We start from the raw sequence: 22,719 nt of genomic DNA, 5'->3' as shown, positions 1-22,719 counted from the left end.
CGATGAACCTCGCCGCCCGTGATTCGTCCTTCCAGCCGGCCTATCTGGCGAAGCTCAACGCCGAGCAGCGGCTTGCCGTCGAACATGGCGACGGCAAGATCGCCGGACCGTTGCTGGTGATTGCCGGCGCCGGCTCCGGCAAGACCAACACGCTGGCGCACCGGGTCGCGCATCTGATCGTCAGGGGTGCCGACCCGCGCCGCATCCTTTTGATGACATTTTCGCGCCGTGCCGCAGCGGAAATGGCCAAGCGGGTCGAGCGCATCGCCGGCGAGGTGCTGGGGCGCGATGCCTCGGTGATTACCGATGCGCTGAGCTGGGCCGGCACGTTCCACGGCATCGGCGCCAGGCTGCTGCGCGATTATGCGCTGAAGATCGGCCTCGATCCGGCCTTCACCATCCACGATCGCGAGGATTCCGCCGACCTGATGAACCTCGCCCGCCACGAGCTTGGGTTTTCGAAGACCGAAGCCCGCTTCCCGACCAAGGGCACCTGCCTTGCGATCTATTCGCGCGCCGTCAACGCACAGGCGCCGCTCGGCGAGGTGCTGGGTTCGGTGTTCCCGTGGTGCGCCGGCTGGGCCGAACAGCTGAAGCAATTGTTCGCCCGATATGTCGAGGCCAAGCAGGGGCAGAACGTGCTCGATTACGACGACCTGCTGCTCTACTGGGCGCAGATGGCCGGCGAGCCGGAAATCGCCGCGCATCTGGGTGCACGTTTCGACCATGTGCTGGTCGACGAGTACCAGGACACCAACCGGCTGCAGGCATCGATCCTGACGGCGCTCAAGCCCGACGGATCGGGGCTGACGGTGGTCGGCGACGACGCGCAGTCGATCTATTCGTTCCGCGCCGCGGAAGTGCGCAATATCCTGGATTTTCCCAAGCAGTTCGCGCAGCCGGCCGAGGTCGTCATGCTGGAGCGCAACTACCGCTCGACCGAGACGATCCTGGCGGCCGCCAATGCGGTAATCGGCGAAGCGTCGGAACGTTTCACCAAAAATCTCTGGACCGAGCGCAAATCTGCGGAAAAGCCGAAGCTGGTGAGTGTGCGCGACGAGACCGAGCAGGCGAGCTATGTCTGCCAGGCGATACTCACCGAACGCGAGGCCGGCACCGTTCTCAAAGCACAGGCGGTGCTGTTTCGCGCCTCGCACCATAGCGGCCCGCTGGAGATCGAGCTGACGCGCCGCAACATCCCCTTCGTCAAGTTCGGCGGGCTGAAATTTCTCGATGCAGCTCACGTCAAGGACTTGCTGGCCGTGCTGCGCTTTGCCGAAAACCCGCGCGACCGCGTCGCCGGCTTTCGCGTGCTGCAACTTCTGCCGGGCATCGGCCCTTCGGCCGCCAATGCGATCGTCGAGACCATGGCAAATTCGCTTGACGAGACGATGGGGCTTGCCCGCTATCGGCCGCCGCAGCGTGCCGCCGACGATTGGCCGGGCTTTGTCGCGCTCTATAGCGGCCTGCGCGCCGGCGCGCAAAAATGGCCGGCCGACATCGAACAGGTCAGGCTCTGGTACGAGCCGCATCTGGAACGTATCCACGAGGATGCAACGACGCGCCGGGCCGATCTCCTGCAGCTCGAGCAGATCGCTTCCGGCTATGCGTCGCGCGAGCGCTTCCTCACCGAGCTGACACTCGATCCGCCGGACGCGACCAGCGACGAGGCCGGCCCGCCGCACCGCGACGAGGATTATCTGATCCTGTCGACGATCCATTCGGCCAAGGGCCAGGAGTGGAAGAACGTCTTCGTGCTCAACACCGTCGACGGCTGCATCCCGATCGATCTCGGCGTCGGCAGCAAGGAGGACGTCGACGAAGAGCGGCGGCTGCTCTACGTGGCGATGACGCGGGCCAAGGACAGCCTGCACCTGGTCATGCCGCATCGCTTTTTCGTCCACGGCCAGGCGGCGCGCGGCGACCGCCATGTCTATGCCTCGCGCACGCGCTTCATCCCGCGCTCGATCCTAGGCGCCTTCGAACAGGTGGCTTGGGCCAGCGTCCAGGCCCCGGACGATCCGCGCCGCCAGCCGCAGGTGCGTGTCGACCTCGGCGCCCGCATGCGCGGCATGTGGAAATAGGCACCCGCCTCGACGTCGGCGCTGCTCGCCCGGCGACCGCTCCCGGAGCCGGCGAAAAAACAATACCGGCAACATGGAACCTCGCGCCGTGATCCGCGTTTCTGCCCGACCCCCAGACCGGAGAACGGCGTCCGCCGTGACCTCCGCCCATTCGAGAGGCCAGAATGCACGACAGGACGTTTTCCACCCCGGTCGCCCTAACCGTTGGCGCCGGCTACAAGCGTACGATCGCTTCGTTCTCCGAGATGCACGAATTCCTCACCGAGTTCCCGCCTTCGCGCCGCCGGCTGAGCTATGGCGCCGCGGTGAAGGCCTGCGAGGCGGCACGTGCCGGCGAGATCTCGGCCGAAGCGGCACGCGACGCCCTGATCACCTTTGCCGTAACGGCAGGCATCCTCTGGCCGGCCGCCCAGCCGGCAGTCTCGGTCAAGCCGGTCGCCCGGGGCCTCGGCGGCTACGCCGCCTGACAGAAACGACCATCAATGGACCGTCATCGGGCCGCCGCCCGGCGGGTCGCCCGCTGCCGCGGTTTCGAAACTGACCTGATCGCGGCCGTTCGATTTGGCCTTGTAAAGGTGCTTGTCCGCCACCACGAACATCTCGGCGTAGGTGGTCGGCCCGCTGAAGGCGACGCCGCCGATGCTGACCGTGAGAGGACAGGGCCGGCCGCCAGGCGTGAACTCCGCCTCACGGACGCGCCGGCGAATTGTCTCCGCCACCAGCCAGGACTGCGAAGGATCCGCGCCGGGAAGGAAAACCGCAAATTCCTCGCCGCCGATCCGGCCGACGATGTCGGCGCCGCGTAGCTGGCCCTGGATTGTCCTGGCGATCAGCTTGAGCGCCTGGTCTCCGCAGTCGTGGCCGAGGCGGTCATTGACGGATTTGAAATGGTCGGCATCGACGATCAGCAAGGCTCCGGCATTTACGACGGAATGGCTGCGGGCCTGTTCGAGATAGGCCTCGACGAGCATGGAAAATGCACCCCGGTTGAATACCGCCGTCAGGCTGTCGGTCGCCGCGACGACGGCCAGTACCTTCTGCGCGATCGCCAGCTGGCGCATTTTCCACATGAGGAAGAAGAAGAACGAGCTGGCCAGGACAAGCGGCAGCAGCAGGTCTGTGAGCTGCGCCCGCCACAGCGCTTCCGGCGACAAATACGGGAAATTGAAGGAATCGACGAAGAACGCGGCTGCAATGCAGACCGCCGTGCCCGCGACGGTAACCGCCACGACCCTGCCCCAGCTCGTCGGGGACAAATCGATCTGCATGCTTTTGCTCCTGCTTCAGCCGGCTACCTTGAAGCAACAGCGCAAACGAAGTCCTAAGACTTTGCTTTCAATTCGATCGCAGTCGAAGCGAACCAGCCGTCGAGATGGCGGCCAGATAAGGAGATCGGTCCTAAATCAGCTGCCTTCTGATGCTCATCCGCGTGACCGCGGTCACAAGAATAGCGCCGATCATGAAATAGATGGTCGCGACAATGTCGCCCTGGTGGAAATAATAACCGGAGTTGAGGAGCGCCAGGACCACGGCGAAGAACGCCACAAGGCGCAAGGGTTCATTGGGCATGCGTGCCAATTCTCGCTGTTGCTGCTGAATGCTGCTGAAGCGGCCGCCCTCACGACCGTCCGCTCCATAAAATGTTTTGGCGCGTTTTGCAATCTCGGCAGATCGCCCTCTATCCACCGTCCGCTTCACCAGCCGCCCCAGGTTCAGGCGAAAGCCCTGCCCTCCTCGCTGCGCTGGAACATCGTCAGGTCCAGTCCGAGGCTTGGCTTGCCCAGAATGGTCAGGATCGCATGCGCCTGGCCGCGATGGTGGGTCTGGTGGTTGAAGAAGTGGTCGAGCGCCGGCGCCAGCCGCTGCGAGACGGTGCGCATATCCGAGACGGTCATGTAGGAGAAGCGGCCCGACAGCGCCTTGTCGCTCAGGCCGTCGACCCAGTCGATGATCCGTTTGTCCTCGGCCTCGCGCGCCAGCCGCAAGCCTGGCAAGGCGCGGTGCAGGACCGTGTCGAGCCTTGCCGGCGCGTCGCCCTCGCCGGTGAAGCGTTTCATCCAGATACGGTCGGCTGCCAGGAGGTGGTTGAGCGTTCCCATCATCGAACCGAAGAAGGCGCCGACATTGCGGTCGAACTCTTCCTCGTCGAGATCGGCGGCGGCATCGTAGATGCGGCCGTTGGCCCATTGATTGTAGGCCGCAAACATCCTGAAATGCTGTTTCATTTTCTCTCGACCTGCGAGACCCCCTGCGCGGGTCTGTTTCGGGCATAGTTAGACTGCAAGGACGCTGCCGCCAATGACCATTCTGCTCTATGACCTTGTCGGACGCGACGCCGCCCGCCCATTCAGCCCACATTGCTGGAAGGCGGCGATGGCGCTGGCCCACAAAGGGCTCGACATCACCAGCGAGCCGACCCGTTTCCTCGAAGTGCCGAAGGTGGAAGGCGGCGTCTCGAAGCTCGTTCCGGTGATCCGCGACGGCGAGACGGTGGTCGCCGATTCCTTCGCTATCGCGCTCTATCTCGAGGAGGCCTATCCTGAGCGCCCGACATTGTTTTCCGGCGACGGCGGCAAGGCGACGGCGCGCTTCATCGAACGCTGGTCGCAGCTGACCATCCATCCCTACGTCACCACCGCTGCGATACTGGACCTGCACGCCATGCAGGACGAGGCGAACGCCGCCTATTTCCGGCAGAACCGCGAGCAGCGCTTCGGCAAGCGCCTGGAGGCGGTTTACGCCACCCGCGACGCCGGGCTCGCCGGCTTCCGCGCCTCGCTGGAGCCGCTGCGCTCGATGCTTGGCTATCAGCCGTTCATCGGCGGCCGGTCGGCGCTGTTTGCCGACTACATCGTCTTCGGCGCGCTGCAATGGGCGCGCATCGCCACGCCCTACCGGCTGCTCGACGACGGCGACGTCGTGGCGCAATGGTTCGAACGATGCCTCGATCTGCATGGCGGCCTCGGCCGCAACGTCGTGGCGGCAGCGATCTCCCGCCTCGAGAGTTGAAATCGGCAGTTTTCATCGGCGGCGGCACATTTTGTTCTTGCTTTGTGCCGGCAGCTATGCTACTAATCCCGATATGGTGATGATTCGCACCGACGCCCGCCCGGCCTGCCGAGGCGGGTTTTGTTTTGCCGATCGAGGTCCAACGGCGTTGCCGGCAGGGACGTCGTCCGGCCTTAGCTGAAAGTTGCCAGCCGGCGAAATGCGACAATGCGGGTAGACGAAGTGTCGCTCGAAGCGCCTCATCAGCGCCTGGATCGAAGCAAACAAGACGAACATCCGGCGAACCGGGCAATCACAACAAAGGCAGCGCGCCATGACCGCAAACCCAGAGTTCCCGGCCGATTTTCGCGCTGCGCTCGCCAACCTTTTCCTGTGGCGGCGCGACGTCAGGCGGTTCAAGTCGACGCCGCTCCCCGATGGAGCGCTGGAGCGGCTACTGGAGCTTGCCAGCGCCGCACCGTCCGTCGGGCTGAGCCAGCCCTGGCGCTTCGTCGTCGCCGAGAGCGAGGCATGCCGCGCCGCCGTCAGGGCCTGCTTCGAGCGCTGCAACGCGGAGGCACTCCAAAGCTTTTGCGGTGAACGCGCCGCCCTGTATTCGCGCCTGAAGCTTGCCGGCTTGAATGAGGCGCCCTGCCAACTTGCGGTTTTCGCCGACCGCGCAACCGAGCAAGGGCATGGGCTCGGCCGCCTGACCATGCCAGCCACCATAGACTATTCCGCTGTCATGGCGGTCCACACGATGTGGCTGGCGGCGCGCGCCGAAGGAATAGGCATGGGTTGGGTCTCGATCCTCGATCCGGCCGAGATGGCGACGATCATGGACGTGCCGGCGGAGTGGACGCTGATCGGCTATTTCTGCGTCGGCTATCCCTCGGAGGAACACAGCGTGCCGGAACTGGAACGGGAAGGCTGGGAGGTCCGGCGCGCTTCGATCGTGATAAGGCGGTAGTGCAATGGCGGCGCTGCCATCCTCTTTGCGCTGAAGAATGACTCCTCCCCCTGCAGGGCTGTGGATGTCATGGATGGTTTCGCCGATCGTCATCATTGCCAGCAAGACACCATGGCAAAGCCAGTCGTGACGGCCTTAACCTGAGGAAGGGCATAGAATGTTTCGCTACGACATGCAGGCCCAGATCTGGGTCTATCCGGGCAAGGGCGGCTGGCATTTCGTGACGCTGCCGCCGGAGCTTGGAGCCCGGATCAAGACGGCGATGCTGGGGATGGCAAGGCCCTGGGGCTCGCTTGGCGTGGAAGCCGTCGTCGGCCAGACCAGATGGCGGACATCGCTGTTTCCCGACAAGAAATCCGGCAGTCTGCTCTTGCCGATCAAGACTGCGGTGCGGGTCCGCGAAGGCCTCGGGGCTGGCGACACGGCCAACCTGACGATTGAGATGCAGTTATGACGACGTAGTCTCAGGCTGACGACGACGCGCTATAGGGCGGCCAGTCGATCGGACCCAAAGTGAGTACGGTTTCTGGAAAATCCGATGCTCAGCAAAAAGATGGAGCGGCGGCATGGTTCGACTTGAAAGTCCGCCGCCCCAGCGCAGAAATGCGCGCCGGGCCGGCCTCCCCTTGGCAAGGCGGCGGGCGGCTTGTATAGAGCCCGCCACCCTCAATTCCACTCTCCATCACAAGGACGATCCCATGGCGCTCGAACGCACCTTTTCCATGATCAAGCCGGACGCGACCCGCCGCAATCTCACCGGCGCTATCACCAAGATGCTGGAAGATGCCGGTCTGCGCGTCGTCGCTTCGCGCCGGGTGTGGATGAGCCGCCGCGAGGCGGAAGGTTTCTATGCCGTCCACAAGGAGCGTCCGTTCTTCGGCGAGCTGGTCGAATCCATGTCGTCGGGCCCGACAGTCGTGCAGGTACTGGAAGGCGAGCACGCCATTGCCAAGAACCGCGAAGTGATGGGCGCCACCAATCCGGCAAGCGCCGCCGAAGGCACCATCCGCAAGCTGCACGCACTGTCGATCGGCGAGAACTCCGTGCACGGTTCCGATGCGCCGGAAACCGCTGCGCAGGAGATCAAATACTGGTTCTCGGACACCGAGATCGTCGGCTGAGCCGGCATCCCGAACCCCATCGAAGAGGCCGGCGCAACGCCGGCCTTTTTTGCTAAAGCGCGTCGCGTTCGACCGGCCTCATGCGACGCGCTTCAAGTTTCTTGTCTTGATGCATGTCATTATCGCAAAACCGCTGCACACTTTTGCGCGACATGCAGTAGCGGACATTTTCAGCTTCAGGCTCCTCGACGGGTCACGGGTGCGTTAAGCTCGGAGGGGCGGATCAACCGCGGTCCCGACAATGGAGCCGACCAGGCCATGACCAGCACCATTCCCGGTTTCTTCCAAGGCACCGAAATGCCAACCAGCGGCTGGTGGGAAGCGCTGTGGCCCGAGCCTGCCAGTGTCCTGGCGGCAGTCGGCATGAAGCCCGGCACGGACGTGGTCGATCTCTGCTGCGGCGACGGCTGGTTCACGCTGCCAATCGCCAGGGTCGCCCGTCATGTGATCGCTATCGACATTGATGCCGATCTGCTCGAAGTCGCCAGGCTGCGGCTGGCCGAAGGAGGCGCGAGCAATTGCGAGTTTTTGGCGGGCGACGCCTATGAACTTGCCAGGCTGGTGCCTCAAACCGTCGACTTCGTCTTTATCGCCAACGCTTTCCACGGCGTTCCGGATCGGCCGCGGCTTGCCCGCGCCGTGCGCGCGACGCTTGGCCCTGCCGGTCGTTTTGCCATCGTCAACTGGCACCAGTATCCGCGCGAGCAGACCACGGTCCTGGGCGAGCCGCGCGGGCCAAAGACCGAGCTGAGGCTGTCACCCGAACAGACCACCGCGTCGGTGGAAGCGAGCGGGTTCAAGCTCGCCGAGCTGGTTGATGTGCCGCCCTATCACTATGGCGCGGTATTCAAACTCGCGACGAATTGAGAAATATCGCATGAAATGCGGCATCGTCGCCCGATACATGTCGCCCGCCGCCCCCTAGCGGCGGGTTCTGCCGGTCTATTTCGCCTGGCGTTCCTTCACGTTCGCATGTTCGTTCGCCGCTTCCGTGTCGGTGGACGGGGTCTTGGTCTCTTCACCTGAAAACGGGCTGCCCTGCCCCGGTGCGAGATCGCCGCTATGGCCGGCCTTGTTGGTCTGGAACGGTTGGCTCTCCGCTTTGAGACCGTGGTCAAGAGCATTGACGAGATGGTCGTCCGCCTTGGCAAGGCCGGTAAAGGCAAGGAGCGATGCACCGGTGGCGGCAAGGATAAGCGTGTGCGTTTTCATGTCTGGACTCCTTTGAGTTAAGGCCAGAACGAGCCGCAGCCATTCTGGCGGCTTCAACGAAGGGACAAACGTCCCGTTTGCCTTACCCGCCATTTTATGTGGAACTAACGCGCCCCCTGCCCGGCCTATTCCCGCTGAAACACAACGTGATCGGCATGCAGCTGCCGCAGAGAGTAATCGGCTTGGGTGATGCGCTAGCTCGCGGCGTTGAAGCGCAGAATGTCGCGGCCGCCGCTGTCAATGATGACAAGCTTGCCGGCGTCGACGTGGTAGGATGCCGCCTTGGCCAGCGCCTCGAACAGCGCCTTTTCCTCGACCATGACCTGAGGCGCGCAGGCCTTGAAGGTCGAGCCGATGTCGCTGATGGCGATCGTCGAGCCGTCTACCCTGGCAGTGGCGAAATAGACGTTGCAAGGGCCGCTGCCGCCGGCCTTGCCGGCTTCGCTGATGCGGAATGTCGCCCGCGGCTCGGCAATCACGCCGACACCGTCGATATATTCGACCAGCCAGCTTTGGCCGAACACCGAGGCTGCCGCCGGCGCATCGCTCGGCGCCGCCATTTTCAGCATAATGGTCTGTGGCGCGTCGCTGAGCGGGTCGACCTGGTGGCGCGCATCGGTGACGAACAGCAGCCGGTCGTCGACAGTGATGCGCGCCTGCAGCGCGTAGGTCATATCAGGCCGGATCACCTGCGGATCGAAGCTGATCTCGAACTTGATCGGCACCTGGCCGGCCGGCACCACCTTGCGCTCACCGATGATTGCGGCCGGCGCGTCGGCCAGCGACACGTCGGCAAGCTGCACGGAAAGCACGGCATTGGGCGGCAGCGCGATGCGCTCGCGATACATCACCTCGCCCTTGAGGGTCTTTTCGGCAGCCGCGGAACGATCCGGGACGGCCAGGATGCCGACGGCCAGCGGCACCAGTCCGAAGATGAAGAACTCGGCGATCCTGTCCAGCATGATCCTGCTCCCCTTCCGGCCAAGGGTTTCGCAGGATTGCGGTCAATGAATGGCTGTCGCGGGATTTATTCGGACGGCGGCTGCTTCCAGCGGCTCGCCGCCTTGTCGTCGGCATCCTTGGCGTCGACCCAGCCGCCCTCGGAACCGTCGCTATGGTGTTCCTTTTTCCAGAACGGCGCGCGTGATTTCAAATAGTCCATCAGGAAATTCGCGGCCTCGAACGCCGCTTGCCGGTGGGCGGAAGCCGCCACTACCAGCACGATGTTTTCGCCGGGCGCGATCTTGCCGTGGCGATGGATCGCGGTGAGCCCCTGCAGCGGCCAGCGATCGATTGCCTCGCCGGCGATGCGGGATATCTCGGCTTCCGCCATGCCGGGATAATGTTCGAGCTCGAGCGCCGAGAGCCTGCCTTGCTCGTCGCGGCAAAGGCCGGAGAAGGTCACCACAGCGCCGATATCGTTGCGACCCCTGGTCAGCCTGGCGATCTCGGCGGCGACGTCGAAATCCTCCGCCTGGATGCGCACGACCGGCACCACCGCGGACATGGTTCAGCCACCGGTCATCGGCGGGAACAGCGCGATCTCGCGCGCGCCGGCGATCTTCTCGCGGTGCTCGACATGTTCCTGGTTGATGGCGACGCGGATCACGTCAGGATATTGCAGCGCGTTCTCGTACTCCTCGCCGCGCGATTTCAGCCAGCGCAACAGGTCGGCGACCGTTTCGATGCCGGCCGGCAGTTCGACCTCTTCCTCCGGTCTGCCGATCCGCTCGCGCACCCAGGCGAAATAGATGAGCTTCGTCGACATTTTATTCATCCATGATGTGCTTGAGGCCGGCGCGGAAATAGTCGTAGCCGGTGTAGAGCGTCACCAGGGCTGCGATCCACAGCAGCACCAGCCCGGTCTGGGTGGTCAGCGGGAAGATCTTGTCGCCGGCGGGACCTGCAAGCAGGAAGGCGATGGCGATCATCTGGATGGTGGTCTTCCATTTGGCGAGCTGCGTCACCGGCACCGAGACCTTCAAGGCCGCCAGATATTCGCGCAGGCCCGAGACCAGGATCTCGCGGCACAGGATGATGATCGCCGCCCATAGCGACCAGCCGGCGATGCCGGCATGGCGGTCGGTGTCGGCGGCAAGCAGCAGCAGGCAAGTGGCGACCAGCAGCTTGTCGGCGATCGGGTCGAGCATCTTGCCGATGTTGGAGGTCTGCTGCCAGGCGCGCGCCAGATAGCCGTCGAAGTAATCGGTGATCGAGGCGAGCAGGAAAATGATGAGCGCCGACCAGCGGGCGAAGTCGCTCGATTTCAGATGCCCTTCCAGGAAGAAGCACAGCACCACCAGCGGCACCGCCAGGATGCGGGCGTAAGTGAGCATGTTGGGCAGGTTGAACGCGCGCTGGGACATGTTTTGGGAACTCTTTCTGCCTGCTTAGTCAAATCAGAAGCGAATGTGGGGGGTCAACAGGCCAGAATCGATTAGCCAGCCGAAATATCGGCAATAGGTCTTAGCTCTCGTGAAAATGATTGTAGACCAATTTCGCCACCTGCTCCGAAATGCCGTCGACCTTGACCAGGTCCTCGACGGCGGCACGGCTGACCGCCTTGGCCGTACCGAAATGCATCAGCAGCGCGCGCTTGCGGCCGGGGCCGATGCCGCTGATCTCGTCGAGCGGGCTCTTGACCATCTCCTTCTTGCGGCGGGCGCGGTGCGAACCGATGGCGAAGCGATGGACTTCGTCGCGCAGCCGCTGGACGAAATAGAGCACCGGATCGCGAACGGGCAGCGAGAATGGGGCCTTGCCCTTGACGAAGAAGCGTTCGCGGCCGGCATCGCGGTCCTGACCCTTGGCGATGCCGATGGCCACGACGCGGTCCTCGATGCCGAGATCGGCGAGAATCTTGCGCACCGCCGTCATCTGGCCCTGGCCGCCGTCGATGAGGATGACGTCGGGCCAGGCGGGGAAGCCGCCCGCGTCCTCGATATCGTCGCCCGGTTCGGTAGGGCTCGCCTCGTCCGCGCCCTCGGTTTGCGGGGCGTCACCATGTTCCTTCAACAGCCGCGAAAAGCGCCGCTGCATCACCTCGCGCATCATGCCGAAATCGTCGCCCGGCGTGATCTCGGTCGAGCGGATGTTGAACTTTCGATACTGGTTCTTCACAAAACCTTCCGGCCCAGCGACGACCATGGCGCCGACGGCGTTGGTGCCCATGATGTGCGAGTTGTCATAGACCTCGATGCGCACCGGCGGTTTTTCCAGGCCGAAGGTCTCGGCAAAGCCAGTGAGCAGCCGCGCCTGGGTCGAGGTTTCGGCGAGCCGCCGGCCGAGCGCCTCGCGCGCGTTCTGCAGCGCGTTGTCGGTCAGGTCCTTCTTCTCGCGGCGCTGCGGCACGGAGATCGACACCTTGCGGCCGGCGCGGGTGGAGAGGGCCTCCGCCAGCAATTCCTGGTCCTCGACGCCATGCGACAACAGGATGGTGCGCGGCGTCGGCTTGTCGTCGTAGAACTGCGCCAGGAACGATCCCAGCACCTCGCCGGCTTCGAGCGCCGGATCGGCCTTGGGAAAATAGGCGCGGTTGCCCCAGTTCTGGCCGGTGCGGAAGAAGAACACCTGGATGCAGACCTGACCGCCCTCCTGATGGATGGCGAAGACATCGGCCTCGTCGACGGTCTGCGGATTGATGCCTTGATGGCTCTGCACATGCGACAGCGCCGCCAGCCGATCGCGATAGATGGCGGCGCGTTCGAAATCGAGGTTCTCCGAAGCCTGCTGCATGGCGGCGGAGATCTCCGTCTTCACCTTCTGGCTGCGGCCGGAGAGAAAATCCTTCGCCTCGGCGACAAGCCTTGCATAGTCGCCGTGCGAGATTTCGCCGGTGCACGGGCCGGCGCAGCGCTTGATCTGGAACAAAAGGCAAGGCCGGGTGCGGTTCTCGTAGAAGGAGTCGGTGCAGCTCCTGAGCAGGAAGGCGCGCTGCAGCGAGTTGATGGTACGGCCAACTGCGCCGGCCGAGGCGAAGGGGCCGAAATAGTCGCCCTTGCGCGAGCGCGCGCCGCGGTGCTTGTAAATACCGGGCGAGACATGGTCGCCGGTCAACAGGATATAGGGGAACGACTTGTCGTCGCGCATCAGCACGTTGAAGCGTGGCCGCAAGCGCTTGATGAGGTTGGCTTCAAGCAGCAGCGCTTCGATCTCGGTACGGGTGACGACGAACTCCATGGTCGACGTCTCGCGCACCATGCGGCCGATGCGGCTGGTGTGGAACCGGCCTTGCGCGTAGCTGGTGACCCGCTTCTTCAGGCTGCGTGCCTTGCCGACGTAGAGCACGTCGCCGGCGGCATTCATCATGCGGTAGACGCCGGGCGCATTGGGCAGCCGCTTTACCAGCGTCTGGATCACCTCGGCGCCGACCATGCCGTCGGCGTCGCCGGCATGCGGGGTCCAGTCGATGGCGGTGAAGGTAACGTCCGGACCGCTGGCTGCAGGCTCGACGACCTCCTCGGCCGCCTCGTCCTCAAGGTCGATTTCGGGCGGCAGGTCGTCGGCGCCACCGCGCGTTTTTTGTTTCTGGTCCATGGGGCTCATTCCGTCATGCCTGTCACATCGGGCGTCTGCCATGCAAGATGCTGGCCGCCGTCAAGCGCGATCATCTGGCCGGTGACCGAGCGTGCCGCCCAGAGATAACGGATAGTGGCACCGAATTCCGGCAATTCCGGGCCGCGTTTCAGGATCAGCCCGGCAATCTGGGCATCGAAATCGCTGTCGTGCTGACGCGTGTTCTTCAAGGTCGGGCCAGGACCAATGGCGTTGACACGGATGCGGGGACCCAGCGCCTGCGCCATCATCTCGGTCGCCGCCCACAAGGTCGACTTCGACAGCGCATAGGAGAAATAACGCGGCGTCGGCCGCCAGACGCGCTGATCGATCATGTTGACGATCAGCCCCTCACTGTTCTGCGGCAAGGCCCGGGCGAAAGTCTGTGCCAACAGCGCCGGCGCCTTGACATGCATGGCGAAATGGCGATCCCAGGCCGGCCAGTCGAAATCCTCAATGCTGTCGTGCTCGAACAGCGAGGCGTTGTTGACCAGCAGCGACACCGGCCCGAGCGCCACCGCCGCGCGACCGACTAGGTCGCCGACGGCGTCCATCTCGGTCAGGTCGGCAGCAACCACTGCGGCCCGGCCATGTCGACCAAAATGACCACTGTTGATCTGGGCCGCCAGTGCCTCCGCCTCGGCCAGCGAGCGATTGCAGTGAATGGCGACGGCAAAACCATGCGCGGCAAGATCCTCGACGATCGCCCTGCCGATCCGCTTCGCCCCGCCCGTCACCAGTGCCGTCGCGGCGACCTTGCTCATCTGTCAATCCTTAATCCGATGCCGATTCCGACCTGCCGGGATCGCCCCGGCAAATTATGGCCCGCCAAGCGTTAAATCCCATTTCCACCTGGGGCAAGATTGTGGCAAAGTGGCCGGTGGGCGTTTTGGCTCGACCGGAATTCGGGCCAGCCCGCCCGCAATATAGGGCGCTGGAGCCCTTACACCAAGCCGTGTGCAGTGCAGCACGGCGAACCTGCTGACATTCGCTGTTGCGAAGATGCAACGTCAAGGTTCTGCCTCATTCGTGCCAGGTAATGACCCAAGTTCAGGTTCGCTTCAGCCGCATTTCGACACGACATTTGGAACCGTTGAACGCCGGATCCGTTTCACCCCCCGGACGGGTTGAGGGCGCTCATGAAAAAACAAGCCTGTGTCCTGTGGCTTAAGGAGTAAAGAACAATGCAAGCCAATCTTAAATTTGCGCGACCGCTCGCGGTGGCGTTTGGGCTGTTCGCCCTCGGCGGAACCGCCTATGCCGCGGACGTGGTTCAGGAAGAGCCGCCGGCACCTGCCCCGATCGCAGAACTTCCGGTCGCATCCTGGGCCGGTCCCTATGCCGGTGTGAGCGTCGGCTACGGCTTCGCTGGCCACGCCAAAGCCAAAGACATTGGCGTCGACGTCGACACCAAGGGTTTTGTCGGCGGCGTCTTCGGCGGCTATAACTGGCAGCAGGAGAACTTCGTCTACGGTGCCGAAGCCGATATCGGCTACAACGGCGTCAAGGGCGACGATGCCGGCATCGAGGCCAAGGGTGGCTTCGAGGGCTCGCTGCGTGCCCGCCTCGGCTACGCTGTCACCCCGGACATCCTGCTCTACGGCACCGCCGGTGGCGCGCTGAAGAACCAGAAGATTGAAGCTGCCGGCGTAAGCGACACCAACACGCAGTTTGGCTGGACAGCCGGCGTGGGTACCGACATCAAGATCACCGACAATGTGTTCGGCCGCGTCGAGTATCGTTACACGGACTTCGGCAGGAAGGACTTCGACGGTATCGGCAAGGTCAAGTCGACCGACAATCGCGTCACCTTCGGCGTCGGTATGAAGTTCTAAGTCGTCCAAGCCACGACACGAAAAAGCCGGGCCTCGCGCCCGGCTTTTTTTGTGGCACCGGTTGAGGCCGCCCGCCCTCAAGCCGGGATGGCGGGCTTCAGCTCCGGGAATTTCTCGTCGAAGCGTGCCGCCCAGCGCGTCAGCCGGCCGCGGCCCTTTTCCCATTTTCCAGCGAAGCGCAGCGAGAGATAGCCGAGGCAGGCGCGCAATGCGATCTGGCCGAGGGTGATTTTCTTCGGCAGCTTCGGCGGGTTCGCGTTGAGCAGATCGAGCGCGTCCGAAATCTTCGTCCACTGGCGCTCGAGCCAAGGCTGGTAGACCATCTCTTCCGGCCGTGTGCGCCGCTCGTAGACCATCGACAGCGCGCAGTCGCAGATGCCGTCGGCCAATGCCTCCAGCACCTCCGCCTCAAGGCGCTTGTCGGGATTGCGCGGAAACAATGCGTTCTTCGACATCCGGTTGAGATGCTGGGTGATGGCGCGGCTGTCGTGGACCGAGCGGCCGTCATCGAGCACCAGCACCGGGATCTTGCCGAGCGGATTGGCGCCGATCAGTTCGGCCGGCCTTTCCTCGGTCTTTATCGGCACGAGGTCGACCGCAATGCCGGCATAAAGTGCTGCCATGCGCACCTTGGAACTGTAGGGGGAAGTAGACGCGTAGAGCAGTCTGGGCATTGTCGATTCCTGTTTGCCGGCTACAGCTCCATATGCCCCGTTGGACGCGCAAAAGGACGCGGTAGCATTGTGACTTCGCGCATGACCCTCACCGAAAATCGATTCCGACAGGGAGCTCGTGCGTGGGCACTGTTGACCGATCATGCAGGGTTCATCAACGGCCAGAGGCGGAAAACCGCGCCGCCAGCGTATAACCATTGTCTCGACGTCAATCGCGATGTGATAAGCCGCAGTGCGGCAGACGCGAGCGGGTCGGACAATCCAAATCCGATTAGCTACCAACTCGGCCTTGCACCGAAGGTTGGTTTTGGCAGCCACGAAAATCCCACCGGACTTCGCCGCATGGCGAAGTCCTGGGAGCTGCGAAAAGACGTCTTCCTCCCGCCTCTTTCTGGTCCTGCCCGACTGTCAACCAAGAAGCGAGGCGCCTGTCCGGCATCCCGCCCTGGCTGTCTTGAGTACTGTCCCCTGCGACAGCAGGACCGCGACTACTTCTTGGCCTTCGCCTTTGCGGGCGCTGCCTTCGGCTTGGCCGCGGGCGCTGCTTTCTTCACTGCTGCAGAAGATTTCGCAGCGGCGGCCTTTGCCGGTGCTGCCTTCTTCGCAGCGGGCTTCGCCGCGGCCTTTGCAGCCGGCTTCTTGGCCGGTGCCGCCTTCTTAGCCGGTGCAGCCTTGGCCTTGGCCGGTGCTGCTTTTGCCTTGGCAGGTGCTGCTTTCTTCACGGCCGGTTTTGCCGCGGCCTTGGCGGCCGGCTTTTTGGCCGGCGCTGCTTTTGCCTTAGGCGCGGCGGCTTTCGCTTTGGCAGCGGGTGCTGCTTTCTTCACAGCAGTTGCGGCCTTTGCCGCGGCTGCTTTTGCTGGTGCTTTCTTTGCCGGTGACTTTGCCGGTGCCTTGGATGCCGGCGCTTTGGATGACTGCTTAGCCATATCATGCCCCTTCCGTTGTGCCGACGGCCGTTATTGACCCGGCGCGCATTGCATATCTGACTCGCGGCTTGCTAGCCAGCGAAGCATTAGAATGATTTTTGCAGCTTAAGTTTTGGTTACGGCGAGCGCGCGACCATTTTACCTGCGCAAAAATCGGCTGCGAATCTTTGTGTCCCGCAGCGAAGTTCTGCGACAGAAATTCTGGTCGCTCTATCTCGACCGATCTTCTCGTCAAGCTCAGGACCTTTTCGACCAGCTTTGCGCTTCAACGTCCGACGCTCGGCGCGAACATTGTCAAGAGCGAAGGCGGTCGCCCGCCTCGTCTTGTCCGAAACGATAAACTACAGGTAAGTAGGAAGCAACGCGACGAGCTCGCCGCTGCACTATCTTGCACGACGCGATGAAAGTAAGCGGATAGCTCGCATTTTTGAAGGACAGGATATCGCTCGATAGATCCGGTCGAGCCGACCGCGTGATCGAATGCGCTCGGCCGTTCAGGCGCCGAGCGGCTCACGGCTCATCTGCAGCCGGCGCGAAGGCTCGGCCCTGTGGAGATGGACGGCGAAGGTATCCCATGGCGGCATGACCGAAATCTGCGCCAGGATGCGCCCGGCTTCACCGCGATGATAGTCGCCGTGCAGTACGACGTGGGTCAGCATTTCCTGTCGCGACATCAATGCCTTATCCCCGTCGGTGAACACGAATGCGACGGGCTCGGACAGCTGCCGCGACGACACGGTTCGAGATAATCGAGATACCAGCGATCGGTCGCTGCGACCGCGGCGCGAAGTTCGTCGAACGCCGGCGTGTCCTCGGTGGTGTCGGCGGAGTAGCCATGGCTTGCGTCAACCAGGTGCGCCGAGAATATCCGCGACACCACATGGCTGTGATCGACGAGCCGTATCACGGCTTGCCGTTCCTTGCCGTGAACATGCGGGTCGAGACTCGCCAGCTTTTCCAGCAGTTCGTCATTGGCCCAGGCCTGATAGGCAAACAGGCTGCGAAGCAGAGCGAGCGCATTCATGGTCGGTGTCCTTTTCCGGAAATGCGAGTATGTTGTTTATATTTTCAGGAGAATGGGCGAACGTGTCTACTCGCATTGCAAAACCGCATCCGCGCATGCGCAAACAGCCGCGCCAGGCGCGTTCCAGGGCAACCGTCGAGGCGATCATCGAGGCGGCGGCTCATGTTCTGAGCGGGCTGGGGTGGGCCGGCTTCACCACCAACAAGGTTGCCGAGACAGCAGGTGTAAGCATCGGCACGCTCTACCAGTATTTTCCCGACAAGCTTTCCCTGCTCGCTGCCGTCCGGCGCCGTCACTTCGATCATGTGCTGTCGGTCATTCGCGATTCGGCGGAAGACCAAAAGCCGCTCAGGAAATTCGCGCAGGAGCTGGTGCGCGGCATGATCGCCGCGCACAGCATTCACCCGACACTACATCAGGTGCTGCTCGACGAGGCGCCGGGCGATCGCAGCTCCAGGGCCGCCCATGCTTCGTTCCAGGCACAATACCTCAATCACTATGCGACTGCTGTCGCCACTTACCGCAAGCCAAGGAAAGGCGCCGACATGGAGACCGTGGCGCGCGTGCTATCGTCAGCGATCGAAGGTGTGATCCACAACGCGGCACGCCGGAACAAGCTCGCCGCGCCGGAGCTGCAAAAGCAACTCGTCGAACTGATCTGCGCCTACCTATCGGGAGCAGGCCGCATCGGTCGATAGCGCATGGCACGGCGGAAGTCGGGATTTCTGTGTGTCGTTCAAACCCGGCTTATGAGGTGCGGCAAGGACGATGCCAACAATGCCGCACCTGATGCGGCCAAGAGTGTGAGGACGATCTTTCGAAAAGTCGCCTCGCTAACGCCGATGTAGAGTCTCGCGCCAAGGAGTGTCGGTATCAACATCGCCGGCGCGACGACGGCGAACATCGGCAGCATTTCGAGCCTGATCTTTCCGGCCGCAAGATAGGCGGCCATCGTCATGGAGAGGGTCACAAGGTTAAAATTCTGGATGACAATGCGCTGCCTGTCCTTTTCCCATTGGCGCAGCACGCACCACAGCGTTGGAACCGGGCCGGTGAAGCCGCCAAGTCCACCCATGATGCCGCCGATCAGACCTATTGCGCCGTCTGCAACAGGACCTCCGACCGTGATAGGAGGGAGGCGACGGGCAAAGAGCATCAAGGGACACCAAACGACCAGCAGCGCTCCGAAGACCAGCTTGAACAACTGCACATCCAGCAAGGGCAGGATGGCGACACCGACCGGAATCCCGATGATCCCGCCGATCAGGAATGGCAGCAGAAGCTTGAAGTCGAAGCCCCGGCGGACGGTGACGGCGGCGATGATCTGGCCGGTGAGCGCCCCAAAGACCGCCATGGTAGCAGCAAGCTGGGGCTCCACGGTCCAAACCCAAATCGACATGGCAACCAGGCTGAAAGCGAACCCGGAAAGCCCCTGGACGAAGCCTGCAACGACCGCGCCGAGAGCAACAGTATAAACAAGCGAATCCATGTGGTGCTGTTCCCCGCAAACTCGTGACAGCAGATCGCGCTTCCCGCGAATGCTGCGCCGCATGGAAACGGTGACGGTCGATCAGGTGGCCGGTGCTAAAAAGTCGGAATCAGCGAGTGCGCGATCAGCGCAGGACGCGGCAGCGGCCGTTGTAGACCATCCAGCGGTCGAAGCCCGAGACGCAGAATTCGACATTGTCGCCGATCGAGGCAAAACCCTGGCCTTCCTCGATCAGGTACCAGATGGTGCGAGCGCCGCCGTCGGAGAGGCTGACGGTGGCGCCGCAATAACGGCGGCCGATCGGCCAGGTGTCGTCGGCCGGCAGATAGCGATGCTGGTGGATGCGCTGGAAGTCGACGATCTGCACATCCGGCAGATGCGGCACGTGATGCACCTGATAGGAGAAGCGGTCGGTGATCTTGTTCAGCACCCAGGCCTCGCCGCAGACGCCGCTATCCTCGTCGGTATAGATTGCAAGGTCGGCCGCCTGGACTGCCTGGGTGACGCCAAGAGGCGCGGCCAGCGGCGTGCAAACGGCGAGCAGTGCGGCAAGGGCGGATTGGGCGAAGCGAGTCATGGCAGCCTCTCAAGGTCGACTGCGCGCACTGTGCGGATTCGCTGACGCGCGGTCAAGCGGTTGTAGCGATGGCGGTTGTAGTGACGCGGTTTCGCTGATGGAACGGCAAGGCCGCACCTCAAACTACTCTCCCGCCAGCCAGTCCAGCATCCAATGCGATGGCTGCTCGACAGCAAGCAGCCGGTGCAGCGCCGGCAGCAGCGTCCGTAACTCGCCTTCCAGCGTGAAGGGCGGATTGACCACCACCATGCCGCAGCCGTCGAGGCTCGGCTCGACGGCGGCCGGCCTGATCTCAAAACCGATGTCGAGCAGCTTCGAAATGCCCGTCTGCTTCAGCGCCTTGCGGAAGGCGGCGACCGCCCTGCGGTCCTTGAGCGGATACCACAGCGCGTAAATCCCTCCTGGCCAGCGCCGATGGGCTCTTTGCAGCCCTTCGACCAAGCGACCGAACTCGCCCTCTTCCTCGAAAGGCGGATCGATGAGCACGAGGCCGCGCTTTTCCTTTGGCGGCAGATGCGCGCCGAGGGCCAGCCAGCCGTCGAGCTCGATCACCCGGGTCTGGAAGTCGCCGTCGAACAGCGCCTTCAGCCTGGCGGCATCCTTAGGGTGCAGTTCGACCGCCGACAGCCGGTCCTGCTTGCGCATCAGGTGCCGGGCGATCAACGGCGAACCCGGATATTTTTTCACGCCGCCGTCCGGATTGAGCGAACGTACGGCTTCAAGATACGGCGCCAGCAGTGCCGCCGCCGGCGCATCGAGGGCCGCATCGACGAGCCGGCCGATGCCGCCTTGCCATTCGCCGGTCTTTTGCGCTTCGGTCGAGGACAGATCGTAGCGGCCGATGCCGGCATGGGTGTCGATGACCCGAAACGCCTTGTCCTTCTGCTTCAGATATTCGATCAGCCGGCTGAGCACGACATGCTTGACGACGTCGGCGAAGTTCCCGGCGTGGTAGGCGTGGCGATAGTTCAATTGGAGCCCCTGCCCCAGCGCGGCGGTGGCGGCTGCGAGTTTGGATTTTCCGGCCGGCGGCCGCCGAAACGGAATGCCAGCACCAGCCCGACCAGGCCGGCCGCCATCAGGGAAAAACCGACCGGGCGCGCCCGGCGGTCGACCTCGCCGGCACCCGAGCGCAGGACGAGATCGACGGCCCGCATCGGGATGCCTTCGGCGTCGCCCCGACCGACGGTGAAGATGTAAGGGCCGGGGATAACGGTCGGGATCAGGCCGGCCTCGTCGCGAAAGATCCTGTCCGGCAGTTGCGGGCTGACCTGGCGCGGATTGTCGGAGTGATTGAACTGCAGCGTCGAGGCGAGCACCGTCCTGCCGCCGGTGGCGGCAGTGAGGGTCAACACAGTGCGCTGCTGCGAGACGATGCGCTCGGCTCTTGCCGTAAGATCGACCAGCACGCGCACCGGCCCGTCGCGCGCGCTCAGGGGTACCGTCACCGGCTTGAACCGGCCCTGGTCATACACCCGCCAGGTGCCGATCTCATGGCCGGAGAAGTTGGTCATCGCCCAGGGGTAGACGACGCCGATGCCGGTACCGATGAGCAGGATCAGGGCGAACAGAGAGCGCATGAGGTCAAGACCCGGTATTCGGCGCGTTGGCGCCGTCGCGGGCGCGCTCCATTTCGTCCAGGAGCATGTCAAGGCCGAGATCAAACGTCCGGTCGAATTCGGCGGTGCCGAAATAACGCCCGGCCGCAGCTACTTTTGGAAAATCCTGCGCCAGTTGCTCGTCGCTGACGATGGTCACGGCCGAAGGCCCCGTTGCATAGCCGGCAGTCTCGTCGAGGATGGCACCCATCAGATAATAGCCGGTGGTGCGGAACAGCCGCGCACCCAGTTCCGGTCCGAAGCCGCCGGCTTCGAACAGGCCAAGGATGCCGTTCAGCCAAGTGAGACAGGTCGGCGAATTCATCCGGTAGGTTACAAGGAACGTGGCAAAGGCCGGGTGCTCACGCGCGACGCGGCGGAAATCCTGCACGGCAATGCGTAACCTTTGTCGCCAAGGGAGGTCCGCGTCGGGCATTTCGAGGGAGCCGATCAGCCGATCCACCAAGGCTTCGAAGAGATGCGCCACCGAAGGAAAGTGGTGATAGATGCTCATGGCTTCGCAGCCGAGTTCTGCCGCCAGCTTGCGCATCGAAAACCCGGCGAGGCCCTCGCTCTCGATCACCTTCAAAGCCGCATCCTCGATCATCTCGCGAGACAGCCGGCCGCGCAGTCGCTTTTTTTTGATCGATGTGTCCATGGTGTCGCTTGACAACTTACACTGTAAGGTTCATTTTCGACGTTACCTTACACCGTAAGGCCAACAAATGCCAGAGGAGAACGTCATGTCTGCCTATCGTACTCTTTCATCAACGCATTCTTCCATCCGCCGTGCCTGCCTGCTCGCCGCCACCTGTGTGCTGACGCTGGCTGCAGCTCCTTCTTATGCCGATGAGTATGACGCAGCCGTCAAGGACATCCAGTCGACCATGGGCGGCGTACCGAGTTTCGTAATGCAGTTCCCGAAAGTCGGTCTGCCCGGTGCATGGGCCGAGGTCAAGGCCATCCAGCTCAGCGACAAGACGGCGCTGCCGCCGAAGGTCAAGTCGCTGATCTCGCTGGCGGTGGCGGCGCAAATCCCGTGCAACTACTGTATCTGGTCGGACACGCAGGACGCCAAGCGCGCCGGCGCCACCGACGAGGAGATCCAGGAGGCGGTCGCCGTTTCAGCGCTGACCCGCCATTGGAGCACCATCTTCAACGGCATGCAGGTCGATTTCGATACGTTCAGGAAGGAGATGGGCGGGCAGTAATGCTTTCGTTATCAGAGCGGGACGCGTTCAGACTGAATTAGCCTTCCCGCTCCGACTGTTTGTGTGATCCGCCAGCACCTCATCGATGACCCGCCACGATTTTTCCGCCTCGCGCTGGTTGCCGTCATGTCCCGAAGCGACGATCAGCGCCTTCCACAACGCCCAGCCCCGTGCGCGCGCCCAGCTGTGCTCGTCAAGGGCAATGGCGTCGCGGAACGCCTGACGGCTCTCGCCGTAAAATTCCGTCCACGCGATCACCAGATCACAGGCAGGATCGCCGATAGCCGAACTACCGAAATCGACGACCGCGTAGAGCTTGCCATCTTCGACGAGCAGATTGCCCGAGGCGACGTCGCCATGGACCCAGACCGGCGGGCCGAGACAACGCCGGTGGCGAGGCCGCCCACCCCCCCCCACCGCCCCGCCCGGGTCGGGAAGAGCCGCCCCGCCCCCCGC

30 protein-coding genes are annotated in these 22,719 nt (G+C 63.3%); 11 read left to right on the top strand and 19 right to left on the bottom strand.

What is annotated here, in order from left to right:
• Positions 1 to 2 precede the first annotated feature (2 nt).
• Together NKJ55_RS29570 and NKJ55_RS29565 are read left to right on the top strand one after the other, a co-directional pair.
• Entirely contained in the window at positions 3 to 2,084 is a 2,082-nt protein-coding gene (locus NKJ55_RS29570; protein ID WP_352452965.1) for an ATP-dependent helicase, read from the top strand.
• Between the two features lie 164 nt (positions 2,085 to 2,248).
• The gene (locus NKJ55_RS29565) at positions 2,249 to 2,551 is read left to right on the top strand and encodes a DUF982 domain-containing protein (RefSeq protein WP_352452964.1); all 303 of its coding nucleotides are present in this window, start codon (positions 2,249 to 2,251) and stop codon (positions 2,549 to 2,551) included.
• A 12-nt stretch (positions 2,552 to 2,563) separates the two neighbouring features.
• Here NKJ55_RS29565 and NKJ55_RS29560 read toward each other — a convergent pair whose 3' ends face one another.
• The 3 genes from NKJ55_RS29560 to NKJ55_RS29550 form a co-directional block, all read right to left on the bottom strand.
• On the bottom strand, positions 2,564 to 3,352 hold the full coding sequence (locus NKJ55_RS29560) for a GGDEF domain-containing protein (RefSeq protein ID WP_352452963.1): 789 nt from the start codon (positions 3,350 to 3,352) through the stop codon (positions 2,564 to 2,566).
• A gap of 130 nt (positions 3,353 to 3,482) precedes the next feature.
• Entirely contained in the window at positions 3,483 to 3,782 is a 300-nt protein-coding gene (locus NKJ55_RS29555) for a hypothetical protein (RefSeq protein WP_352452962.1), read from the bottom strand.
• Positions 3,783 to 3,796: 14 nt separating this feature from the next.
• Entirely contained in the window at positions 3,797 to 4,309 is a 513-nt protein-coding gene (locus NKJ55_RS29550; RefSeq protein WP_352452961.1) for a DinB family protein, read from the bottom strand.
• A 73-nt stretch (positions 4,310 to 4,382) separates the two neighbouring features.
• Between NKJ55_RS29550 and NKJ55_RS29545 the strand changes: the two genes are divergently transcribed.
• The 5 genes from NKJ55_RS29545 (at position 4,383) to NKJ55_RS29525 (ending at position 8,030) form a co-directional block, all read left to right on the top strand.
• The gene (locus NKJ55_RS29545; protein WP_352452960.1) at positions 4,383 to 5,093 is read left to right on the top strand and encodes a glutathione S-transferase family protein; all 711 of its coding nucleotides are present in this window, start codon (positions 4,383 to 4,385) and stop codon (positions 5,091 to 5,093) included.
• Positions 5,094 to 5,406: 313 nt separating this feature from the next.
• On the top strand, positions 5,407 to 6,042 hold the full coding sequence (bluB, locus tag NKJ55_RS29540; RefSeq protein WP_352452959.1) for a 5,6-dimethylbenzimidazole synthase: 636 nt from the start codon (positions 5,407 to 5,409) through the stop codon (positions 6,040 to 6,042).
• A gap of 157 nt (positions 6,043 to 6,199) precedes the next feature.
• Positions 6,200 to 6,496 carry a DUF1905 domain-containing protein gene (locus NKJ55_RS29535; protein ID WP_352452958.1) on the top strand — a complete coding sequence of 99 codons (297 nt, stop codon included), beginning with the start codon at positions 6,200 to 6,202 and terminating at the stop codon, positions 6,494 to 6,496.
• Between the two features lie 244 nt (positions 6,497 to 6,740).
• Positions 6,741 to 7,163, top strand: coding sequence for a nucleoside-diphosphate kinase (ndk, locus tag NKJ55_RS29530; protein WP_352452957.1), 423 nt, complete (start codon positions 6,741 to 6,743; stop codon positions 7,161 to 7,163).
• A 258-nt stretch (positions 7,164 to 7,421) separates the two neighbouring features.
• Complete coding sequence (locus NKJ55_RS29525; protein ID WP_352452956.1) at positions 7,422 to 8,030, top strand: class I SAM-dependent methyltransferase; 609 nt, start codon at positions 7,422 to 7,424, stop codon at positions 8,028 to 8,030.
• 75 nt (positions 8,031 to 8,105) lie between these two features.
• Here the strand turns inward: NKJ55_RS29525 and NKJ55_RS29520 are convergent, their stop codons facing one another.
• The 7 genes from NKJ55_RS29520 to NKJ55_RS29490 all read right to left on the bottom strand — a co-directional run bounded on the left by NKJ55_RS29520 (position 8,106) and on the right by NKJ55_RS29490 (position 13,693).
• Complete coding sequence (locus NKJ55_RS29520) at positions 8,106 to 8,375, bottom strand: hypothetical protein (RefSeq protein WP_352452955.1); 270 nt, start codon at positions 8,373 to 8,375, stop codon at positions 8,106 to 8,108.
• A gap of 194 nt (positions 8,376 to 8,569) precedes the next feature.
• Entirely contained in the window at positions 8,570 to 9,337 is a 768-nt protein-coding gene (locus NKJ55_RS29515) for a YbaY family lipoprotein (protein WP_352452954.1), read from the bottom strand.
• Between the two features lie 65 nt (positions 9,338 to 9,402).
• On the bottom strand, positions 9,403 to 9,882 hold the full coding sequence (locus NKJ55_RS29510) for a molybdenum cofactor biosynthesis protein MoaE (protein WP_352452953.1): 480 nt from the start codon (positions 9,880 to 9,882) through the stop codon (positions 9,403 to 9,405).
• Between the two features lie 3 nt (positions 9,883 to 9,885).
• The gene (gene moaD, locus NKJ55_RS29505; protein ID WP_023677674.1) at positions 9,886 to 10,143 is read right to left on the bottom strand and encodes a molybdopterin converting factor subunit 1; all 258 of its coding nucleotides are present in this window, start codon (positions 10,141 to 10,143) and stop codon (positions 9,886 to 9,888) included.
• Between the two features lies 1 nt (position 10,144).
• Positions 10,145 to 10,741: a CDP-diacylglycerol--glycerol-3-phosphate 3-phosphatidyltransferase gene (pgsA, locus tag NKJ55_RS29500; RefSeq protein WP_023719790.1), complete on the bottom strand. Its 597-nt coding sequence runs from the start codon at positions 10,739 to 10,741 to the stop codon at positions 10,145 to 10,147.
• Positions 10,742 to 10,841: 100 nt separating this feature from the next.
• Positions 10,842 to 12,920 carry an excinuclease ABC subunit UvrC gene (uvrC, locus tag NKJ55_RS29495; protein WP_352452952.1) on the bottom strand — a complete coding sequence of 693 codons (2,079 nt, stop codon included), beginning with the start codon at positions 12,918 to 12,920 and terminating at the stop codon, positions 10,842 to 10,844.
• Positions 12,917 to 13,693, bottom strand: a complete 777-nt coding sequence (locus tag NKJ55_RS29490; protein ID WP_352452951.1) for an SDR family oxidoreductase — start codon at positions 13,691 to 13,693, stop codon at positions 12,917 to 12,919. Before NKJ55_RS29490 ends, uvrC begins: the two co-directional genes overlap by 4 nt.
• 420 nt (positions 13,694 to 14,113) lie before the next feature.
• On the opposite strand from NKJ55_RS29490, the gene NKJ55_RS29485 reads away from it, so the two are divergent.
• The gene (locus NKJ55_RS29485) at positions 14,114 to 14,764 is read left to right on the top strand and encodes an outer membrane protein (RefSeq protein ID WP_292662341.1); all 651 of its coding nucleotides are present in this window, start codon (positions 14,114 to 14,116) and stop codon (positions 14,762 to 14,764) included.
• 77 nt (positions 14,765 to 14,841) lie between these two features.
• On the opposite strand, the gene NKJ55_RS29480 is transcribed toward NKJ55_RS29485, so the two are convergent.
• Positions 14,842 to 15,438: a glutathione S-transferase family protein gene (locus tag NKJ55_RS29480; RefSeq protein ID WP_352452950.1), complete on the bottom strand. Its 597-nt coding sequence runs from the start codon at positions 15,436 to 15,438 to the stop codon at positions 14,842 to 14,844.
• Between the two features lie 81 nt (positions 15,439 to 15,519).
• Here NKJ55_RS29480 and NKJ55_RS29475 point away from each other — a divergent pair, with 81 nt between their 5' ends.
• Positions 15,520 to 16,401, top strand: coding sequence for a hypothetical protein (locus tag NKJ55_RS29475; RefSeq protein ID WP_352452949.1), 882 nt, complete (start codon positions 15,520 to 15,522; stop codon positions 16,399 to 16,401).
• 457 nt (positions 16,402 to 16,858) lie between these two features.
• Here the strand turns inward: NKJ55_RS29475 and NKJ55_RS29470 are convergent, their stop codons facing one another.
• Both NKJ55_RS29470 and NKJ55_RS29465 read right to left on the bottom strand, forming a co-directional pair.
• Entirely contained in the window at positions 16,859 to 17,038 is a 180-nt protein-coding gene (locus NKJ55_RS29470; protein ID WP_352452948.1) for a DinB family protein, read from the bottom strand.
• Entirely contained in the window at positions 17,038 to 17,388 is a 351-nt protein-coding gene (locus NKJ55_RS29465; RefSeq protein ID WP_352452947.1) for a hypothetical protein, read from the bottom strand. Before NKJ55_RS29465 ends, NKJ55_RS29470 begins: the two co-directional genes overlap by 1 nt.
• Positions 17,389 to 17,450: 62 nt before the next feature.
• On the opposite strand from NKJ55_RS29465, the gene NKJ55_RS29460 reads away from it, so the two are divergent.
• A complete protein-coding gene (locus tag NKJ55_RS29460) occupies positions 17,451 to 18,086 on the top strand; it encodes a TetR/AcrR family transcriptional regulator (protein WP_502904528.1) in 636 nt (211 codons plus the stop codon).
• 38 nt (positions 18,087 to 18,124) lie between these two features.
• On the opposite strand, the gene NKJ55_RS29455 is transcribed toward NKJ55_RS29460, so the two are convergent.
• The 5 genes from NKJ55_RS29455 to NKJ55_RS29435 form a co-directional block, all read right to left on the bottom strand.
• Complete coding sequence (locus tag NKJ55_RS29455) at positions 18,125 to 18,877, bottom strand: sulfite exporter TauE/SafE family protein (RefSeq protein WP_352452985.1); 753 nt, start codon at positions 18,875 to 18,877, stop codon at positions 18,125 to 18,127.
• Positions 18,878 to 19,001: 124 nt separating this feature from the next.
• The gene (locus tag NKJ55_RS29450; RefSeq protein WP_352452946.1) at positions 19,002 to 19,454 is read right to left on the bottom strand and encodes a hypothetical protein; all 453 of its coding nucleotides are present in this window, start codon (positions 19,452 to 19,454) and stop codon (positions 19,002 to 19,004) included.
• A gap of 123 nt (positions 19,455 to 19,577) precedes the next feature.
• Complete coding sequence (locus NKJ55_RS29445; protein ID WP_352452945.1) at positions 19,578 to 20,426, bottom strand: 23S rRNA (adenine(2030)-N(6))-methyltransferase RlmJ; 849 nt, start codon at positions 20,424 to 20,426, stop codon at positions 19,578 to 19,580.
• The gene (locus NKJ55_RS29440) at positions 20,423 to 21,034 is read right to left on the bottom strand and encodes a hypothetical protein (RefSeq protein ID WP_352452944.1); all 612 of its coding nucleotides are present in this window, start codon (positions 21,032 to 21,034) and stop codon (positions 20,423 to 20,425) included. The genes NKJ55_RS29445 and NKJ55_RS29440 overlap by 4 nt, the downstream gene beginning before the upstream one ends.
• A gap of 4 nt (positions 21,035 to 21,038) precedes the next feature.
• Positions 21,039 to 21,710: a TetR/AcrR family transcriptional regulator gene (locus NKJ55_RS29435; protein WP_352452943.1), complete on the bottom strand. Its 672-nt coding sequence runs from the start codon at positions 21,708 to 21,710 to the stop codon at positions 21,039 to 21,041.
• Between the two features lie 85 nt (positions 21,711 to 21,795).
• Here NKJ55_RS29435 and NKJ55_RS29430 point away from each other — a divergent pair, with 85 nt between their 5' ends.
• The gene (locus tag NKJ55_RS29430; protein ID WP_352452942.1) at positions 21,796 to 22,263 is read left to right on the top strand and encodes a carboxymuconolactone decarboxylase family protein; all 468 of its coding nucleotides are present in this window, start codon (positions 21,796 to 21,798) and stop codon (positions 22,261 to 22,263) included.
• 27 nt (positions 22,264 to 22,290) lie between these two features.
• On the opposite strand, the gene NKJ55_RS29425 is transcribed toward NKJ55_RS29430, so the two are convergent.
• A partial coding sequence (locus tag NKJ55_RS29425; RefSeq protein ID WP_352452941.1) for a phosphotransferase occupies positions 22,291 to 22,719 on the bottom strand: 429 nt, incomplete at its 5' end.

This window comes from Mesorhizobium sp. M0106 (assembly GCF_040322715.1).
GTDB lineage: Bacteria > Pseudomonadota > Alphaproteobacteria > Rhizobiales > Rhizobiaceae > Mesorhizobium.
Note: the sequence above shows the minus strand (reverse complement) of the source record. Positions and strands in the feature narration are given on the sequence as shown.

What these genes read in the sequence shown, in the direction of transcription:
- NKJ55_RS29570 (WP_352452965.1), top strand. Translation starts at nt 3, where the DNA reads ATGAACCTCGCCGCCCGTGATTCGTCCTTCCAGCCGGCCTATCTGGCG.
- NKJ55_RS29565 (WP_352452964.1), top strand. Translation starts at nt 2,249, where the DNA reads ATGCACGACAGGACGTTTTCCACCCCGGTCGCCCTAACCGTTGGCGCC.
- NKJ55_RS29560 (WP_352452963.1), bottom strand. Translation starts at nt 3,352, where the DNA reads ATGCAGATCGATTTGTCCCCGACGAGCTGGGGCAGGGTCGTGGCGGTT.
- NKJ55_RS29550 (WP_352452961.1), bottom strand. Translation starts at nt 4,309, where the DNA reads ATGAAACAGCATTTCAGGATGTTTGCGGCCTACAATCAATGGGCCAAC.
- NKJ55_RS29545 (WP_352452960.1), top strand. Translation starts at nt 4,383, where the DNA reads ATGACCATTCTGCTCTATGACCTTGTCGGACGCGACGCCGCCCGCCCA.
- bluB (WP_352452959.1), top strand. Translation starts at nt 5,407, where the DNA reads ATGACCGCAAACCCAGAGTTCCCGGCCGATTTTCGCGCTGCGCTCGCC.
- NKJ55_RS29535 (WP_352452958.1), top strand. Translation starts at nt 6,200, where the DNA reads ATGTTTCGCTACGACATGCAGGCCCAGATCTGGGTCTATCCGGGCAAG.
- ndk (WP_352452957.1), top strand. Translation starts at nt 6,741, where the DNA reads ATGGCGCTCGAACGCACCTTTTCCATGATCAAGCCGGACGCGACCCGC.
- NKJ55_RS29525 (WP_352452956.1), top strand. Translation starts at nt 7,422, where the DNA reads ATGACCAGCACCATTCCCGGTTTCTTCCAAGGCACCGAAATGCCAACC.
- NKJ55_RS29520 (WP_352452955.1), bottom strand. Translation starts at nt 8,375, where the DNA reads ATGAAAACGCACACGCTTATCCTTGCCGCCACCGGTGCATCGCTCCTT.
- NKJ55_RS29515 (WP_352452954.1), bottom strand. Translation starts at nt 9,337, where the DNA reads ATGCTGGACAGGATCGCCGAGTTCTTCATCTTCGGACTGGTGCCGCTG.
- NKJ55_RS29510 (WP_352452953.1), bottom strand. Translation starts at nt 9,882, where the DNA reads ATGTCCGCGGTGGTGCCGGTCGTGCGCATCCAGGCGGAGGATTTCGAC.
- moaD (WP_023677674.1), bottom strand. Translation starts at nt 10,143, where the DNA reads ATGTCGACGAAGCTCATCTATTTCGCCTGGGTGCGCGAGCGGATCGGC.
- pgsA (WP_023719790.1), bottom strand. Translation starts at nt 10,741, where the DNA reads ATGTCCCAGCGCGCGTTCAACCTGCCCAACATGCTCACTTACGCCCGC.
- uvrC (WP_352452952.1), bottom strand. Translation starts at nt 12,920, where the DNA reads ATGAGCCCCATGGACCAGAAACAAAAAACGCGCGGTGGCGCCGACGAC.
- NKJ55_RS29490 (WP_352452951.1), bottom strand. Translation starts at nt 13,693, where the DNA reads ATGAGCAAGGTCGCCGCGACGGCACTGGTGACGGGCGGGGCGAAGCGG.
- NKJ55_RS29485 (WP_292662341.1), top strand. Translation starts at nt 14,114, where the DNA reads ATGCAAGCCAATCTTAAATTTGCGCGACCGCTCGCGGTGGCGTTTGGG.
- NKJ55_RS29480 (WP_352452950.1), bottom strand. Translation starts at nt 15,438, where the DNA reads ATGCCCAGACTGCTCTACGCGTCTACTTCCCCCTACAGTTCCAAGGTG.
- NKJ55_RS29475 (WP_352452949.1), top strand. Translation starts at nt 15,520, where the DNA reads ATGACCCTCACCGAAAATCGATTCCGACAGGGAGCTCGTGCGTGGGCA.
- NKJ55_RS29470 (WP_352452948.1), bottom strand. Translation starts at nt 17,038, where the DNA reads ATGTCGCGACAGGAAATGCTGACCCACGTCGTACTGCACGGCGACTAT.
- NKJ55_RS29465 (WP_352452947.1), bottom strand. Translation starts at nt 17,388, where the DNA reads ATGAATGCGCTCGCTCTGCTTCGCAGCCTGTTTGCCTATCAGGCCTGG.
- NKJ55_RS29455 (WP_352452985.1), bottom strand. Translation starts at nt 18,877, where the DNA reads ATGGATTCGCTTGTTTATACTGTTGCTCTCGGCGCGGTCGTTGCAGGC.
- NKJ55_RS29450 (WP_352452946.1), bottom strand. Translation starts at nt 19,454, where the DNA reads ATGACTCGCTTCGCCCAATCCGCCCTTGCCGCACTGCTCGCCGTTTGC.
- NKJ55_RS29440 (WP_352452944.1), bottom strand. Translation starts at nt 21,034, where the DNA reads ATGCGCTCTCTGTTCGCCCTGATCCTGCTCATCGGTACCGGCATCGGC.
- NKJ55_RS29435 (WP_352452943.1), bottom strand. Translation starts at nt 21,710, where the DNA reads ATGGACACATCGATCAAAAAAAAGCGACTGCGCGGCCGGCTGTCTCGC.
- NKJ55_RS29430 (WP_352452942.1), top strand. Translation starts at nt 21,796, where the DNA reads ATGTCTGCCTATCGTACTCTTTCATCAACGCATTCTTCCATCCGCCGT.